This window comes from Terriglobia bacterium (assembly GCA_020072845.1).
In the GTDB taxonomy this organism is placed as follows: Bacteria; Acidobacteriota; Terriglobia; order Terriglobales; family Acidobacteriaceae; genus JAIQGF01.
Genome location: JAIQGF010000005.1, coordinates 148,146 through 165,028, shown reverse-complemented (window position 1 = coordinate 165,028; position 16,883 = coordinate 148,146). Strand labels below are relative to the sequence as shown.

Sequence of the window (16,883 nt, the reverse complement as noted above, 5' to 3'; positions counted from 1 at the left end):
CCACGGGTTATGACGGCGAGTTGACCGTTCGCCGCTGATGAACGCAGCTGCACGCCGATCATTGCCAAATCTGCGTTGATCTGCGTTAATCTGCGGCTAGTTTCCGGGTAGTTTTCCTGCAATGACTAAACCGACGGCATCGAAATCGTTCAAGGCCACGCTGGAGCTGTTGCGCTCCGGTCTCGGATGGGTGATCGCCCGCGTTCCGTTCGACGTGGCCAAAACGTGGGGAACGCGGCGACCCAAGGTCAAGGGCGAGATCAACGGCTTCCCTTTCCGCACCACGCTGTTTCCGAAGCGCACCGGTGGTCACTTTGTGCTGGTGAACAAGCGCATGCAGCGCGAGAGCGGAACTGTCCCGGGCAGCGTGGCGCAATTCCGGCTCGAACTCGACACCGAGGAACGCACGGTGATCGCGCCGGCGGAACTGAAGCGCGCCATGGCCGGCGATCGCGCGCTCGAGCGCTGGTACGACACGCTGAACTACTCGACGCGCAAGTACATAGCCGAGTGGATTACGGAGGTCAAGGGCGCTGAAGCCCGGGTGCGCCGCGCCGAGCAGTTGGCCGAGCGACTGCTGTCCACCATGGAGGCCGAGCAGGAGTTGCCGCCGCTGTTGCGACTGGCGTTTGGGCGCACGCGGCATGCGCTGGAAGGCTGGCAGCGGATGTCGCCCGCGCAGCGCCGGGCCCAGTTGCTGGCAATCTTTTATTACCGCAACCCGGAAGCGCGGGAACGGCGTGTCGCCAAAGTAGTAGAGGCGGCTGCCGAATACGCCCAGAAAAAGGCCGGCGGCTGAGGGCGCAGTCCAGCTCAATCCGGTAGAATCAAACTGGCATGGTCCTCCCATTCGTCCGCGATCTCTTCGCGGAGGTGGAAAATCTGCCCGCCTTTGCGCGCGCCGCCTCCCACCTGAAGACCGGCGCGGGAGGGATGAGTGTTTCCGGACTGACTCCGACAGCCAAGGCATTGGTGATTGCACTGCTGCATCGCGCGGCCGGCAAGCCGCTGGTCGTGGTCGTGTCCGATAACCGGGCGGCGGAAGACCTCCAGCCGGTGGTCGCCGCGTTTGGCGAACTCACCGGCGCGATCGCGCCGCACACCGAACGCGCCACCAGCTCCGATGCGGTTCTCGTCCTGCCCGCGCCCGACGTGCTGCCGTTTGAGGGCCTTTCGCCGCATCCGGAGATCCAGGAGCAACGCGCCGCCACGCTGTCCAAAGTGGCCGCCGGTACCGCGGCGGTGGTGATTGTGCCGGTGGCCGCGGCCGCCCTGCGCCTGCGCCCACCCGAGTTCTATGGCGAGCTGGCGCGCACCATCCGCCGGGGCGAGACGCTCGACACCGAACCGCTTCTCCAGCACCTCAATACCCTCGGCTACAACGCCTCCGACGTGGTGGAGATGCCCGGCGAATATGCGCTAAGGGGTGGAATCCTCGACGTTTACCCGCCGGAAGCCGACCGCCCGCTGCGCATCGAGCTGTTTGGCGACGAGGTGGAGTCGATCCGCAAGTTCGATCCCGGCACGCAGCGTTCTACTACATCTGTAGAAGAAGCGCTGCTGCTGCCGCTGACCGAGGTCCCGGTGCGCGAGGACACGCTGGCGGCCATCCACACCCGGCTTTCCGGCAAGCGTGTCAGCGGCGACGAGGAGGCGGTGGAAGCCGCGGTGCGCGCCGGGGGAGTCGGGGTGTTTCCCGGGTGGGAGTTTTACGCCGGAGTGGCAGGCGCCGACCAAACGGTGTTCGATTTTTTCTCCAGCGTAGCCGTCGTGGTGGACGAGCCCGACGACCTGCGTTCCGAACTGGACCGCTGGTGGGACCGCGCGCGCGATATGCACCTGCGCAGCGGCGTCGGCAACCTGGTGCGTCCCGAAGAGCTGTACCTGTCGCCGGAGGAATTTGAAGCCAAGCTGGAATCCTTGCCCAGAGCGGATCTTCAGCATCTTGGACTTGAGCAAATTGAAGAAAACCAGCCGCAGATTAACGCTGATGAACGCGGATCAGAAGAGGACGCTAAAGACGATCAGCGTTCATCTGCGTTCATCAGCGGCGAATTCTTGCTGTCCCAGCCCACCACGCGATTCCACGGCTCCGTACCGGCGATGGTGGACGAGGTGAAGAAGCTCTCCGCCGAGGGCAAGCGTGTGCTCTTCACCGCCGCGTCCACTGGGGAAGTGGAGCGCATCGCCGACCTGTTCAGCGAGTATGGGGTTCCATTCCGCCTGGGGTCGCGCACGCCGCGTCCGGGGGAAAGCTACCTGGATGACGCCGCCTACCTGGGGGGCGCCGTATCTACTACAACAATAGTAAAAGCGACTGTGCCCGACGGTGTCGCCTTGCCCGACGCCCGCCTGGTGGTTTTCGGCACGCGCGACCTGTTTGACGAGCCGGAGGGCGTGGTCCGGCCGCAGCGCTCGAAATCGAAGACCAGCGCGTTCATCTCCGATTTCCGAGACCTCGCGGTCGGCGATTACGTGGTGCACGTGGAACACGGCATCGGTCAGTACCAGGGGCTGAAGGAGATTGCGCAAGGGGACGGGGACAAGGCCGAGTTCATGATCCTGGAATACGCCGAGGGCGCCCGGCTGTACGTGCCGCTCACACGGCTGGACCTGGTGCAGAAGTACCGTTCCGCCGAAGGCGGCGCCAAGCCCGTGCTCAACCGGCTGGGCACGCAGCAATGGGACAGGACGAAGGCGCGCGTCAAGAAGGCCATGAAGGACATGGCCGACGAACTGCTCAAGCTCTACGCCCTGCGCAAGACCGCCGAGGGCCACTCGTTTCCTCCCGACACGCAGTGGCAGGGCGAATTCGAAGGTGCTTTCGAATTCAACGAAACCGAAGACCAGGCGCAGGCCATTGTTGACGTCAAGAAAGACATGGAGCAGGCGCAGCCCATGGATCGCCTGCTGTGCGGCGACGTCGGGTACGGGAAGACGGAAGTGGCGATGCGCGCGGCCTTCAAGGCGGTGAGCGACAACAAACAGGTGGCGGTGCTGGCGCCCACGACCGTTCTTGCCTTCCAGCACTTCGAGACGTTCAGGCGGCGGTTTGCGGCGTTCCCGATTACGGTGGAAATGATCAGCCGATTCCGCAGCCCGCGCCAGCAGAAAGAGATCGTGGAGAAGGTCGAGCAGGGAAAGGTCGACATCCTGATCGGCACGCACCGCCTCTTGTCCAAGGACATCAAGTTCGCCGACCTGGCGCTGGTGGTGGTGGATGAAGAGCAGCGCTTCGGGGTGCGGCACAAGGAGCGGCTGAAACAGCTCAAGAAAGAAGTGGACGTGCTGACCATGTCGGCGACGCCGATTCCGCGCACGCTGCACATGTCGCTGGTCGGGCTGCGCGACATGAGCGTGATCGAGACGCCGCCGAAAGATCGTATCGCGATCGAAACCGTGGTCGCCGCCTGGGACGAGAAGCTGGTGAAATCCGCCATCGAGCGCGAATTGGAACGCAGCGGGCAGGCGTACATGGTGCACAACCGGGTGGACACCATTTACGAGATCGCGGCGCGCGTCCAGGAGATGGTGCCGCGGGCACGGGTCATCGTCGGCCACGGGCAGATGAGCGAAGGCGAGCTGGAAAAGGTCATGCTGGCGTTCATGCGCCACGAGGCCGACGTGCTGGTGGCGACGACCATCATCGAAAACGGGCTCGACATCCCACTGTGCAACACCATCGTGGTGAACCGCGCCGACCGCCACGGGCTGAGCGAGCTGTATCAATTGCGCGGGCGCGTGGGGCGCTCCAACCGGCGCGCCTACGCCTACCTGCTGATCCCGCCCGACACCGAGTTGACGCCCCTGGCGCGGCGCCGGCTGGCCGCGCTGAAGGAGTTCTCCGATCTCGGCGCCGGATTCAAGATCGCCGCCCTCGATCTGGAATTGCGCGGCGCCGGCAACCTGCTGGGCGGCGAGCAGAGCGGCCACATCGATGCGGTCGGCTTCGAACTGTACACCTCGATGCTGGAGCGCACCGTGCGTGAGCTCAAGGGCGAAGCGGCGCCGGAAGAGGCGGAAACTCAGCTCAACCTCGGCCTGAACATCCGCATTCCCGCCGAGTACATTCCCCAGGAAAACCAGCGCCTGCGCATGTACAAGCGCGTGGCCGGCATCGAGACCGAGGCGCGGTTGAACGAAGTCCGCGGCGAACTGGAAGACCGCTACGGCGCGCCGCCGGCCGCGGTGCGAAACCTGCTGGAGTACGCCACGCTGAAGCTGCTGGCGCAGCGCGTGGGCGTGGCCGGGATGGAGCGCAAGCGCGACCTGGTGAGTATCCGCTTCAGCGGCAACGCAGCCATCGAGCCGCAGCGCCTGGCACGGTTCGTGGCAGCGCAAAAGGGCGCGCAGTTCACGCCCGCCGGGGTGCTGAAGTTTGCGCTGAAGTCCACCACTGCCGACGAGATCCTGGCCCGCCTGAAACATCTGCTGGCTGACTTATCGGCGGGCCAGGTGTCGCAGCCCGGGCCGCAGGTGGCCGCTTCCGACTAGCCGGTGCTGCCATCCACCCGTCCATTGCGGCTTTCCACAGAAAAGTGGCCCAAAAGCCGCGTCAGTTCTTGACTTTCAGGTCAGGAAGGGGAGAATAGGCGCGCGCCAGGTCCAAAAGCCCCGTGGGGTGGGGTACTTGCAAGACCTGCCCAGGAGTGCACCATGAACAAAGGGCATCTCGTAGACCGGATCGCCAGTTCCTCCAAATGCAGCAAGACGCAAGCTGCCGCCGCGATTGACACCATGATTGACGGCGTTACCGCCGCATTGAAAAAAGGGGAGCGCGTGACCCTGGTTGGCTTCGGAACGTTTTCCGTCTCGCAGCGCAAGGCGCGTAACGGGCGCAATCCGCAGACTGGATCGCTCATTAAGATCGCCGCGCGCAAGGTCGCCAAGTTCACGCCGGGCATCGATCTCAAAAAGGCAGTGAACCGCAAGTAGCAGGGCCGAACCCAGGGGTTGTGCCAGGTTTTTGACGGCAGGCGCGCGCCTGCCGTTTTGTTTTTGCGCAGCGCCGGCGGCGCCGGGTTTGCCGATGTTTCATTCTCTCCTGTAAAATAAGAGTTTCGCGAAAGGAACCTGAAGCGCCATGAAGGCAGCCATTCATCCGGTTTACGAGGAAGTGCGGGTGCATTGCGCCTGCGGCAACACGTTTATCACCCGCTCCACGCACAAGGGCGACATCCACGTGGAAATCTGCTCCGCGTGCCACCCGTTCTTCACCGGCAAGCAGAAGCTGATGGACACGGCGGGCCGTGTCGAGCGCTTCCGCCGCAAGTACGGCAAGAAGGCGCCGGTGACCGCGGAACAGCCGGCGACCGCGGAAAAGAAGTAACACCCATCTGGGAGCGAACGCCCTCGCTGCGGCGAGGGCTTTTGCATTCGGAATGACAGTTGAAGAATCTCAACGAGATCGAAACCACAAAGCTCCGCAACAAGGCGGAACATGTGCTTCAGGCGATGAGATTAACCGGCGATGACCTGTCTGCCTATCGGACTGGGATCTGCATCATGGCGGTTCACAGTTGCATACTGATGAACGATGCGATTCTGGTAGCGATGACAGGTAAGCAGAGAATATTTAAGGATCATAAGCAATCGGGTCGAGAACTGGCGAAAGTGTGCAATATACACGGCGTGAAAAGCGGTGGTTTGCGCCATTTGAGCTGGTTGTTGGAAAGAAAAACGAAATTCTCATATACGAGCGATGTGATTGACAACGCGGAAGTTAAGCTCGCAATGGATCATGCTGAGAAGTTTTTTAGCTGGGCGTACACTACTTTCAAAGGGGTGCTGCGTGTCGAGGAGAGTCCTTAGCCTGGAACAATCGGAAGGGCGTGCAGCGATGGTTGTCGCGGAACTGTTGTTTCGCCAGCTCATTGTGCCTAAGGTGTATTTGCATGCGGCTTGGCCACGCCGAACCCGTGAGGTGGATGTATTAGCGATAGACCGGGCGGGGACGGGAGACATCCACGTCGCAGAAGTGAGGTTTGGAATGCATAACGCATCCGTCGCGATCGAGCAGTTGATGCACACTCCGGCCCATTTCAAGTATCTAGCAATTGTCGGTAGCGGTAACTACCGCGTTTCTGAAGCGTTGTTGTACTCACCTGATGGCTTTGGGCGAGTCGGGGTTATTCAAATCAGCGAGGGAAAGGACCATAACCTTCACGCTGTAGAAATGGTCGCTCCCGAGAGATTTCGGCTTGGTCCTGCCTACATTCGGGGCGCTGATCGGTTTGTGAGTAGCCACCGTCCCGATTTAGAGATCCGTTCCTGAAGCCCTCATGCAGAAGCGCTGGGAAAACCCGGTCTCGAGCGACGCCGCCCGCCCGCAGACGCCCGTGCCGGTATCATTCCAGGTGGGCGGAGTGACGCTGCGGCCGGCGACCGTCCTGGCGCCCATGGCCGGGGTGACCGACACGGTCTTCCGCCGCTTCATCCGCAATCTCGGCGGCTGCGGGCTGATCATGACGGAGTTCACCTCCGCCGACGGCATGCTGCGCGACAAGCGCATGCGCGGCCGCTACCTGCACTTCTACGACGACGAGCACCCCATCTCGGCGCAACTGTTCGGCAGCGATCCGGCGGTGCTCTCCGACGCCGCCCGCATGATCGAGGACCTCGGCTTCGACCTGGTGGACCTGAACCTGGGCTGCCCGGCGAAGAAGGTGGTCAAGTGCAATGGCGGGTCGGGACTGCTGCGCGACCTGCCGCGGATCGGGGAAATCTTCCGCGCGGTGCGCGCGGCGGTAAAGATTCCTTTCACGGTGAAATTCCGGGCCGGGTGGAACGACAGCGAGATCATTGGCGTGGACCTGGCGCGCATGGCCGAGGATTGCGGGTTGCAGGCGGTCGCGCTGCACGCGCGCACCCGCGAGCAGGGCTACGGCGGCACGGCACAGTGGGGCTGGATTGCCGCGATCAAGAACGCGGTGCGGATTCCGGTGATCGGCAACGGCGATGTCCGCACCCCGCAGGACGCCTGCGCCATGGTGGCGCAGACCGGATGTGACGCGGTGATGATCGGGCGCGCGGCAGCATCGAATCCCTGGATCTTCCGCCAGATCGCGCAACACGCCTCGACCGGCGCCTACGAGGAGCCCACGGAGCGCGACCGCTACGACATGATCCGCACCTATTTCCAGATGCTGATTGCAGAAGAAATGCCAGGAGCGGCGGGCAAGATGAAGCAGTTCGCGTCGTGGTTCACGCACGGGGTGCGCAACGGAAGCGGGCTGCGCAAGGCGGTGTACGAGGCGCGGGAAGAACGCGAGATCCTGGAGCGGGTGGACCAGTTTTTCGAAAGCATTCTCCGCGAGACCGTCACGGCCGTGTAGTTGGGAGACCATTGGAACACCAGGGGGAGAATTGCTGTTTGCGGTGTTCCCAGTCTCTGGGGTGAAAGTATGAAAGGCAAGCCTATCGTGCTCGTCGACATCGACGGCACGCTCGCCGACGTGCGCCACCGCCTGCATCACATCCGCGACGGGCGCAAGAAAAACTGGAAGGCGTTTTTCGCAGGCATGGACCGCGATACCCCGATTGCGTCCACCGTCGCGTGGGTACGCTCGCTTGCCGAGGTGCACGACATCATCGTTATCACCGGCCGGCCGGAGGAATACCGTGCCCGTACGGTTGCGTGGCTGAAAGAACACGGAATCCCGTTCTCCGACGTGTTCATGCGCCGCGACGGCGATCATCGTCCTGACTACGAAATCAAGAAGGAAGCGCTGAAGCGCTGGCCGAAGGAGCGCATCAAGCTGGTGATCGAAGACCGGCCGCCGGTCTGCGACATGTGGCTGAAGCAGGGCATCCGCTGCGTGCTGGTGGAGAGCGACGAAGCCAACCAGGCGGTGAACGAGATTTATCGCAAGAAAAGCTGATTGGCCATCGGCGTTCGGCCATTGGCTGTCGAGCAGGATCACTGCACCCGCGCCCGCCCGGTGGCATTCCGAGCGAGGAACGGAAATCCCTCAGGGGCTAAAGCCCAGTATTCTTGCGGGCTCGGCGGCACGGCTGAAGCCGTGCCCTTCCCAAAAGCGACTTTTGAAAACATTCCTAGTGCTTGGACGAAGGCGGCGCGGCCCCGGTGACCGGGTGCGGGATCACTTCGCCCTTGTCGTCTTCGTCGAGGAACACCATCGGGGTGTGCGGTTCGTGGGTGAAGACTACCAGCCAGTTCTCGCGCAGGGCTTCGGCATAGAACTTCTTGCGGTTTTCGATCGTCTCCAGCGGATACAGGTCGAAGGCCATCACCCAGGTCGGCTTCAGGTGGGAGAGCATGGGAATCAAGTCGGAGATGTAGCACGCGGTCTTGCCGCCACTGCGCACCATGACGGCCTGCATGTTGCGCGTGTGGCCGGCATAGCCCTTCACCGATATACCGGGCACAATCTCGCCATCGCCGTCGAGCAGTTGCATCTGCCCGCTGGCAATCAGCGGCTCATAGTTCTCGCGGATGTAGCTGATGCGGTCGCGCTCGTGCTGCTGACGCCCGTGCTCAACCTCGCCGGCATGGACGTAATAGCGGGCGTTGGGAAAGGTCGGCTTGACCTTTCCATTTTCGAGGTAGGTGTTCCATCCACAGTGGTCGAAATGCAAATGCGTATTGATGACGATGTCGATGGCTTCGGGATCCACGCCGCCGGCGCGCAGGTTGTCGGGTAACTGCGGACGGTTTTGGTAGATGCGCCGCCGCTTCTCCGAGAGCTTGGGACCGATGCCGGTTTCGACCAGCACCGTATGCTCGCCGGTGCGGATGAGCAGCGAATTGAGGGCCAGCACGATGCGGTTCAGCTCGTCGGCAGGCGCTTTCTTCTCCCACATGACCTTGGGCACCACGCCGAACATGGCCCCACCGTCGGCCAGGTAGGCGCCGTCGGTGACGATGGAGAGTTCAAAATTGCCCAGAGTGCGGGGTTTTGTCATTGCGGTTGTACGGGCGCGGGCTGCGTCGCCAGCAGGTACTGCTCGAATTGATGCTGGATGCGGTGGTAAAGCTGCGTGCGGTCGGCGGCGCCGCTGATGCCGTGCGTCTTCCCGGGATAGAGCTGCAGGTCGAACTGCTTGCCGGCGTTGATCAGCGCGCGGACCATCTGCATGGTGTTCTGGACGTGCACGTTGTCGTCGCTGGTGCCGTGCACTTCCAGCAGGCGTCCACGGAGCGTCTTCGCCGCATTGACCGGAGAACTGTCGGCGTAGCCGGACGCATTGTCCTTGGGCAAGCCCATGTAGCGCTCGGTGTAGGTGGAATCGTAATCGCGCCAATCGCTCACCGGCGCCACTGCAACGCCGGCCTTGATGCGGTCGGTGTGGGTCATGGCGTAGAGCGTCATGTACCCGCCGTAGCTCCAGCCCCACCAGCCGACGCGGTTGGGATCGAGCGCGGGGAACTGCTTCAGTACCTGGTCCAGAGCTGCCAGTTGGTCCTCTAACTCGACCTTGCCGAAGTGATGGAGGATCGCCGTGGCGAAGGCGCGTCCGCGCCCGCCCATGCCGCGATTGTCCACCTGGAGAATGGCAAATCCGCGGCGCGCCATGATGTTGTGAAAGAGAAAATTCGCGCCGCCCCATGAGTTCCGCACCACCTGGCCTCCCGGGCCGCCGTAGGGATTCAGGATCACCGGGACGCTGGCGGCGCCCATGGTTTCGGCGCCGGGAGGCAGAAGCAGGTATCCGTACAAGGTGGTCTGCCCGTCGGCAGCCTTGAGTGTGAGTTCGCGCGGGGCAAGCAGGTTGTAGGCGGAAACGGCGCGCGATTCCCAAATGGTGCTGCAGGCGCCGCCCACTTTGCAGAACGAAACGTGCGGCGGGATGAGCAGCGCGGAATGCCGGTCAACAAAATACTGTCCGCCGGAGGCAAAGTCGGCGCCGTGCACGCCGGGTTCGGTCGTAATCGGCTGCATCGTGCCGCCATCGAGCTGCACGGCGAAGACCTGTTCCTGGCGTGTGTCGCCCGCATTGGCCTCGAAATAAACCGTGCCGCTGGATTCGTTCACCGCGGCCACGCTGCTGACCTCGAACTCTCCCTTGGTGAGCTGCCGCTCGAGCTTGGCGTCGGCGGCCAGCGGATTGTTCTTATCGAAGCTGTAGAGGTACAGGTGCATGTGCCCGTCGCGCCAACTCGGCCACAGGAAGCGGTCGCCTGACTTCAGCCACGTAATGTGGAAGCGCTCGTCGTCCAGGTAGCCGTTGGGCTCGGATTCGGTGAGCACCCGGCGGGAGCGTCCGCTGGCGGCATCGGCCAAGTAGAGGTCCATGCGCGTGTGCAAGCGGTTCACCACCACCGCGTAGAGCGTGCCGCTGCCCACCCACCCGAAGCGCGGGATGTAGGTTTCGCTGCCGTCGCTGTCCCCGAGACTGATCCATTTCACTTTGCCGCCATCAGCGGAGGTGACGCCGAGGCGCACTTCGGGATTGGGATCCCCCGCTTTCGGATACTTCAGGTCGGTGACCTTGGGGTGCGTCGGCATCCAGTCAACCAAGGGATAGGTGGGAACCGTTTTCTCGTTCATCTGCAGAAACGCGATCCGCTTGCTGTCCGGCGACCAGAAGTAGTTGCTGCGGACACCGAGTTCCTCCTGGTACACCCAGTCGACCTCGCCGTTGAGGAGGTTCTCATCGCCATCCCGGGTGACCTGGTGCTCGCCACCTTCGCCGACCGGGCGTGACCAGAGGTCGTGCTTGCGGACATAGGCCAGATGCTTGCCGTCGGGAGAGAACTTGGGATCGCTCGTGGGTTCCGCCGCGGTGGTGAGCTGCACCGCGGTGCCGCTGTCGAGGGAGTAGTACCAGAGCTGGCCGCGGCTGTCGAACAGCAGGTGCTTGGAGTCGGGAGCCCACTGGTAGGCGGCGACGGCATAGCGCTGGGCGCGCTCGCGCTGTTCGGCGGTCATGCGGCTGTCGGGCGGAAACAGCGACTGCAGCTTGCTTTCCGTAACCAGCACTGCCTTGGCGCCGGTGGCGACGTCAATCGACCAGAGCTGGCCGTGTTCGCCGGAATCATCGCGCTGGATGAAGGAGAGCCTGGTACTGTCCGGGCTCCACTTGAAGACGTCCGGCCCGCGGCCGGTGAGGCCGCCCTCGGCGAAGATGGATTCGATGGTCAGCTTCGGCGGCGTGGCGGGCGCGGGGGCCGGCTGTTGCGCAGCCAGCGGCAGACACAGCACAAAAAGGACGAGCAAACGGCGCATCAAGGCTCCTAAGACTTGGCTGACAGCAGGGCGAAGAAGTTTACAACACCTGGCTTGATGCCGACCATTTCGGGAAACGGGAGTGCTGGACGCAGTCTGACGGCGGGGGGTGCAAGTGTGCGCTGCGCCGGAAGCGTATAAACTTGCACGGTGCTCGTCTCCGCCGCGGACAAGGAACGGGCCCTTGCCAGGAGCGAATCATGCGAGCGTCCCACTTCTCCATCCTTGTAGTCCTTGTTGCCACACTCGCGTTGCCGCAGGCCGACAGCGGAAGAGGCCAGCGTGCCGCGTTTTCCTCGGAAACCAACCTCGTGCTCGTGCCGGTGGTCGTGCTCGACCACGGCCATCCCGTTTCCCATCTCACACGCGACGACTTCCAAGTCCAAGAGAACGGAAGAGGGCAGAAGGTCGCCGCCTTTGAAGAAGTAGTCGCGCAAGCAGCGCCGGTGCAGCGTGTAACGCCTCCAACGAACACCTTCAGCAATCAGGTGATGGAGCACACGCCGCGCAAGATGGAGATCATCGTCTTGGACCTGCTGAACACGCCATTCGACGACCGGGTTCAGGCGCGCCGCGGCATCCTCGATTTTCTTTCCAAGACGGTGGAGAAGAACGCCCTGATCGCGGTGCTCACCATAGGTCGCGGAGGCCCCCGGATTATCCACGATTTCACCAGCGACACTGCCATCCTGACGGCGGCGATCGGCAAGCTGCAGGGGGAACTGTCGGTCGCGGACACGCGGACTTCGCGCGTGGACGAAGAAGGTGTGTTGCTGGCCAAGCTGTTCGAGAGGGATTTCTCGCGCAGCAGCCAGTCCACCGATTCTTCCCATGCGACCTTGGCGGACGACGACATCGTGACCGCCTACGCGGCGGTTGCGCAAGCAGCAGAGGCCAAGGTTGATATCGGCAGGCAGAACGATGCCGCGCTGGCGACGTTGCTGAACTTCCAGGAAGTGGCACACTACTTTTCCGCGGTGCAGGGACGTAAGGCGCTGATCTGGGCCTCGGCCGGGTTTCCCGCCAGCTTCGCCAACGTCACTGGGGCCGCCAGCCGTGGGCCCACGCCGGACGATTGGCAGCGCACGATGCGGCTGTTGCAGGACGCGAACATTACCATCTACCCGCTTGACGTGACCGGACTGGTGACCAACGTTGCCGCAAATTACAAGGACTATGTGCCGCCGATCGCGCCGGGGCCGCAGACCAGCGGCACGGTGCCGGAGAAGAGCCGGGCCCTGGAGGCGGTTGCGGCCGGAGTTTACAGCGATCCAGTGGTGGCCAAGCACGCCGCCATGCTGAGGATCGCGGAAATGACCGGGGGCGAAGCTTATTACAACCGCAATGATGTGAGTGGTCTGTTCGCCCGTGCTGACCAGGACGAGACACAGTTTTACCTCGTCAGCTATTACAGCAGCGACTCCAGCACCGTGGGATGGCGCAAGATCGCGGTCAAGGTCCGCCGCAAAGGCGTCCAGGTCCGGCACCGTTCCGGGTACTACTTCGATCTGACGCTGCGTGACCCCGAAGAAGCCCAACTCCTCGACGAGCGCATGGCACTGGATTCCTCTCTTCCTTTCACCGGCCTGCCCCTTTCCGGGACTTGGGGGAAAATTGAGCTCGAGAAGGGCACGAGAAAGGTGTATTTCTCCCTCTTCGTGCCACCCGGCAAGACTCAGGTCGAATCCAGCAAGGGCGACCACATCAGCATGGATTTCCTAACCGTCGTACGCACCAGGGAAGGAAAGGAGGTGGCGAGCATCGGCCAGGGCGTCAACCAGGGCGTCGATCAGGAGGCGGTGACCAGGATCGACTCGGGAGGCGTAACTTACCTCAATTACATTCGCTTACTTCCTGGCGAGTACACGGCAAAGTTCGTCGTCCGCGACAATCTTACGGGAAGCATAGGCAGCCTCACCGCCCCTCTCAAGGTGGACTGACCGACTGGTTCGTTGCTGATCGCAGGAGCAACATTGAAATAGCGCTCGCCGGATGCAGCAGCGCCCAACCGGACTTGGCCGCGCCGCTGCTCCTCCGGCCTTCTTAACCCGGTGGGTTTCTTCGCTCACCGGATCGCGACGGGGCACAAGCTTGGCGTGCTACAATTTTCAACCGATCGGAACGTGTGGGGATGAACCCAGACCTACAGAACCTGAAGGAGTTGCAGGAGGCCGACCGCGAGATTGCGCGGCTCTCGCAAGAGATTGCCGCCCTGCCGCGCCGGGTGGCGGTGATCGAGGCCAAGCTCGCCGACTCCAAGGCGCGCAAGGAAAAGGCAGCAGCGGCCATTAAGGCGGGCGAGGCCTCCAGGCGCAAGTTCGAATCGCAAATCCAGGACCTGCAGCAAAAAGTTTCCAAGTACCGCGACCAGATGCTGGGCGTCAAGACCAACCAGGAGTACAAAGCGCTGACCACGGAAGTGGAATTCGCGCAGCAGCACATCCGCGAAGCGGAGGACAAGATCCTGGAAGGCATGCTCGCGACCGAGTCGCTGGAAAAGGACCTGAAGACCGCGGAGGCGGAGTTGAAGGCGGAGGCCGCGGAAATCGAAAAGGAAAAGGCGGAGGCCCGCTCGCGGACGGAAGTGGACGAAAAAGAGCTGGCGACGTGGAACAGCAAGCGCAGCACGTTGCGCGCGGCGATCACACCGGACGTGCTGCGGCACTACGACCGTGTGCTCAAGCTGCGCGGCAGCGCCATGGCCGAGGCGGTGGACCACCATTGTTCGGTCTGCCAGGTGATGTTGCGGCCGCAGCTGTACAACGAGGTCCGCACCAACGAGCAGTTCATCATCTGTGACTCCTGCCACCGCATCCTCTGGTACGACCCGGCGCGCGATGTACCGGCGGCCGGGCAGGAAACGGCTGTCCCGGCGGAAGCAACCCCGTCGGGCGAGTAAGACGTTCAAGCCCGGAGGCGCGGCGCCGAAGAGTCTGTGTGAGAACTGTGCCGCGCCGCTGGCGCTCGATAATTCTGTGCCACTTCCCCAGCGCTGCCGCGCTGGGCTAACGAATTCCGCCGCTCCGCGGCTAGATTATGGGTGCGTGTAGACCACCGCGCTTCCCGAAAGTGAGTTCTCACACAGACTCCGAAGCCCTGAAAGTGGCACCTGTCCTGCACGTAAATTGGCGAGCCGCGGCACGCATCCGCCGCGGTCATGTCTGGGTGTACCGCTCCGACTTGGTCGGGAGCGACCAGGCGCCGCCCGGGTCGCTGGTCCGGGTGCAGGATGAAGCGGGAAAATTTCTCGGCGCCGCGCTCTACAGCAACAGCTCGCAAATCGCCCTCCGCATGCTCGGCGGTGAGCGCCTGGAGCCCGCCGGGCTGGTGGAATTTCTCCGCGAACGCCTGCTGGGCGCCATCGCCTATCGCCGGCGAATCGTGCGCGACACCGACGCTTACCGGGTTGTCTTCAGCGAGGGCGACGGCCTGCCCGGCCTGATCGTGGACCGCTACAACGATATTGTTTCGTTGCAGGTGCTCACCCAAGCGATGGACCGCGACGAAATCCGGGAAGCGCTCCTCGAGACGCTGGTCGACCAGTTCCACCCCGCCGCCGTGGTGGAGCGGGTTGAACCGCGCATCCGCGAATTGGAGCAGTTGCCGGCGCGCGAGGAAGGCCTGCGTTACGGCGAGAAAACCGACACGCAGTTCACCATGAATGGCGTGCGTTTTCATTTCCACGCGCTCGCGGGACAGAAAACCGGGGCATTTCTCGATCAGCGGGAGAACTACGCGGCGGCCGCAACGTATGCCCACGGCGAGGCACTCGACGTCTTCTGTTACCAGGGCGGTTTCGCGTTGCACCTGGCGAGAGTCTGCTCGCAGGTAACCGCCGTGGACAGTTCGCGTCCGGCATTGGAAATCGCGGAAGAGAACGAAAAACTGAATTCCGAGGCGCACGGCGGGCGCGAGATCGAATGGATGGAAGCCAGCGCCTTCGACCTGCTCAAGGACTACGCGACGGCCGGCCGGCACTACGACACCATCGTGCTGGATCCACCCGCCTTTGCGAAATCGCGCAAGGCACTGGCGACCGCGATGCGCGGCTACAAGGAGCTGAACCTGAGGGCGCTGAAGATGCTGCGGCCGGGCGGCGTCCTGGTCACCTGCTCGTGCTCGTTCCACGTGAGAGAAGCAGATTTTCTGGAGATGCTGCAAGCGGCGGCCTGCGACGCGCGCAAGTCGCCGAAGGTGATCGAGAAGCGCGGCCAGGCCAAGGACCATCCCGTACTGCTGGCTGTCCCTGAAACGGCCTACCTCAAGTGCGTCGTTCTCACCGTGTGACCCTTACCCTGCGGTTACTTCTCGCCGGCGGAATGGCTGCGCTTGCCTAGTTTTGCGGCCTCGCGGCGCCACGATTCCGCCACGAGGCGCTGTTCGTGCGCCAACGATGACGAAACCCGCATCTCTCCGCTGACCACAAAGCGCTCATGGTTCTCTTCCAGCTCATCGGGGATATAACGATAGTTGACCATCACGCCAAAAGAGTCGTGCAGGCCGTAGGGACGCATGTTGGCGAAGGGATTGATGGATTCCAGCCGGGCACCGTTGGAAAAATGGAACTGCGCCACCGCATCGTAGGGCTTTTCGCCGGCCCGTAATTGTGTCAGGTAAGCAAGCGTGAGCCGCTTGAGAGGTGGGGACAGCGCCTTCTGGTGCTCCGCCGGGTTCCGCAACAGGTGGAACAATGCGTCCACTGGATCGTCGAGGCCGGATTCGCGAGTCAAGTCGCCGGCAAAGTCGCGCAACAGACGCGACAGCCGCTCGTGGGTGAATCCGTGGTTGTCCTGGCGCGCGTGCAGCGCGCGCGCCAGGTGCGGGACGGGTGAGAGCGTACTGAAGTTGTCAATTTTCGGCAGCTCCGCTCCAAGCTCGTCCACCACGTGCTTGATCAGGAAATTACCAAACGGAATTCCGCGCAGGCCGTCGAGACAGTTGTTGATCGAGTAGAAGATTGCGGTGTCGGCCTGCTCGGGAGGAAGCACCGGAGCGGTAATATCGAGCAGCGGCTCGAGATGGCGGGCCAATCCCTTGGTGAGCGCCACTTCGACGAAGATGACCGGTTCGCCCGCGAGCGCTGGTTGAAAGAAGGCAAAGCAACGCCGGTCGGCTTCCAGACGGCGGCGCAGGTCCGGCCAGCCGTTGATTTCGTGGACCGATTCGTACTCGATGAGCTTTTCCAGCGTCAGCGCCGAGGTGTGCCAGCCAATCCGCTCCAGGCGCAAGAATCCCCGGTTGAACCAGGAGCGGAACAGGTGTTTCAGGTCCGCGTCCACCACGCTGAGTTGGGGATGAGAGGGGAGGATGCGCAGCAGGTCGCGGCGCAGGGTCACCAGGGAATCGGTGCCGGCGGGCGCGGTGTTGATGCGCCGGAACAATTCCTGCCGCGGGGGTTCGGCGGCCGACTCCAGCGCCGCCGCCGTGGCCGAACCTGGATTGTGCCGGTAGGCCTCGATGGCGCGCTGGATGGCGTCGCGGTCGGGGCTGAAATCCAGCGCCAGCATTTGGAAAAAAGCGAGCTGCTGGGCGCTGTCCATCGCCCGGTACTGTTCGAGGATGCGCTGCGCCAGCACGGTTTGTGACGCCTCGCCGCGCTGCGACAGCAATTGCGTGCACAGCACCCGCATGTCGGTGCCGCGCGCGCCGCGCAGGTTGCGCAAGAGGGTGGCCAGGAATTGCGGCATGTTTTCT

13 protein-coding genes are annotated in these 16,883 nt (G+C 63.0%); 10 read left to right on the top strand and 3 right to left on the bottom strand.

What is annotated here, in order from left to right; genetic code table 11:
• The first annotated feature begins 121 nt into the window (after positions 1–121).
• The 7 genes from LAN70_05480 to LAN70_05450 all read left to right on the top strand — a co-directional run bounded on the left by LAN70_05480 (position 122) and on the right by LAN70_05450 (position 7,880).
• Positions 122–799, top strand: coding sequence for a YdeI/OmpD-associated family protein (locus LAN70_05480; protein ID MBZ5510606.1), 678 nt, complete (start codon positions 122–124; stop codon positions 797–799).
• Between the two features lie 38 nt (positions 800–837).
• Positions 838–4,494 (top strand): transcription-repair coupling factor, encoded by a 3,657-nt coding sequence (gene mfd / locus LAN70_05475; GenBank protein MBZ5510605.1) that lies wholly within the window; start codon positions 838–840, stop codon positions 4,492–4,494.
• A 162-nt stretch (positions 4,495–4,656) separates the two neighbouring features.
• A complete protein-coding gene (locus LAN70_05470) occupies positions 4,657–4,935 on the top strand; it encodes an HU family DNA-binding protein (GenBank protein ID MBZ5510604.1) in 279 nt (92 codons plus the stop codon).
• Positions 4,936–5,083: 148 nt separating this feature from the next.
• Entirely contained in the window at positions 5,084–5,329 is a 246-nt protein-coding gene (gene rpmE, locus LAN70_05465; protein MBZ5510603.1) for a 50S ribosomal protein L31, read from the top strand.
• 59 nt (positions 5,330–5,388) lie between these two features.
• Positions 5,389–5,811 (top strand): hypothetical protein, encoded by a 423-nt coding sequence (locus tag LAN70_05460; protein ID MBZ5510602.1) that lies wholly within the window; start codon positions 5,389–5,391, stop codon positions 5,809–5,811.
• Between the two features lie 470 nt (positions 5,812–6,281).
• Positions 6,282–7,334, top strand: coding sequence for a tRNA dihydrouridine synthase DusB (gene dusB / locus LAN70_05455; protein MBZ5510601.1), 1,053 nt, complete (start codon positions 6,282–6,284; stop codon positions 7,332–7,334).
• A 69-nt stretch (positions 7,335–7,403) separates the two neighbouring features.
• Positions 7,404–7,880, top strand: a complete 477-nt coding sequence (locus LAN70_05450) for a hypothetical protein (GenBank protein ID MBZ5510600.1) — start codon at positions 7,404–7,406, stop codon at positions 7,878–7,880.
• Between the two features lie 175 nt (positions 7,881–8,055).
• Here the strand turns inward: LAN70_05450 and LAN70_05445 are convergent, their stop codons facing one another.
• Entirely contained in the window at positions 8,056–8,925 is an 870-nt protein-coding gene (locus LAN70_05445) for an MBL fold metallo-hydrolase (protein MBZ5510599.1), read from the bottom strand.
• Positions 8,922–11,189: an alpha/beta fold hydrolase gene (locus LAN70_05440; GenBank protein ID MBZ5510598.1), complete on the bottom strand. Its 2,268-nt coding sequence runs from the start codon at positions 11,187–11,189 to the stop codon at positions 8,922–8,924. Before LAN70_05440 ends, LAN70_05445 begins: the two co-directional genes overlap by 4 nt.
• 200 nt (positions 11,190–11,389) lie before the next feature.
• Here LAN70_05440 and LAN70_05435 point away from each other — a divergent pair, with 200 nt between their 5' ends.
• The 3 genes from LAN70_05435 to LAN70_05425 all read left to right on the top strand — a co-directional run bounded on the left by LAN70_05435 (position 11,390) and on the right by LAN70_05425 (position 15,476).
• A complete protein-coding gene (locus LAN70_05435; protein ID MBZ5510597.1) occupies positions 11,390–13,129 on the top strand; it encodes a VWA domain-containing protein in 1,740 nt (579 codons plus the stop codon).
• 191 nt (positions 13,130–13,320) lie between these two features.
• Positions 13,321–14,088 carry a hypothetical protein gene (locus tag LAN70_05430; GenBank protein MBZ5510596.1) on the top strand — a complete coding sequence of 256 codons (768 nt, stop codon included), beginning with the start codon at positions 13,321–13,323 and terminating at the stop codon, positions 14,086–14,088.
• Between the two features lie 137 nt (positions 14,089–14,225).
• A complete protein-coding gene (locus LAN70_05425; GenBank protein ID MBZ5510595.1) occupies positions 14,226–15,476 on the top strand; it encodes a class I SAM-dependent rRNA methyltransferase in 1,251 nt (416 codons plus the stop codon).
• A gap of 14 nt (positions 15,477–15,490) precedes the next feature.
• Here LAN70_05425 and LAN70_05420 read toward each other — a convergent pair whose 3' ends face one another.
• On the bottom strand, positions 15,491–16,876 hold the full coding sequence (locus tag LAN70_05420) for a malonyl-CoA decarboxylase (protein MBZ5510594.1): 1,386 nt from the start codon (positions 16,874–16,876) through the stop codon (positions 15,491–15,493).
• Positions 16,877–16,883 lie beyond the last annotated feature (7 nt).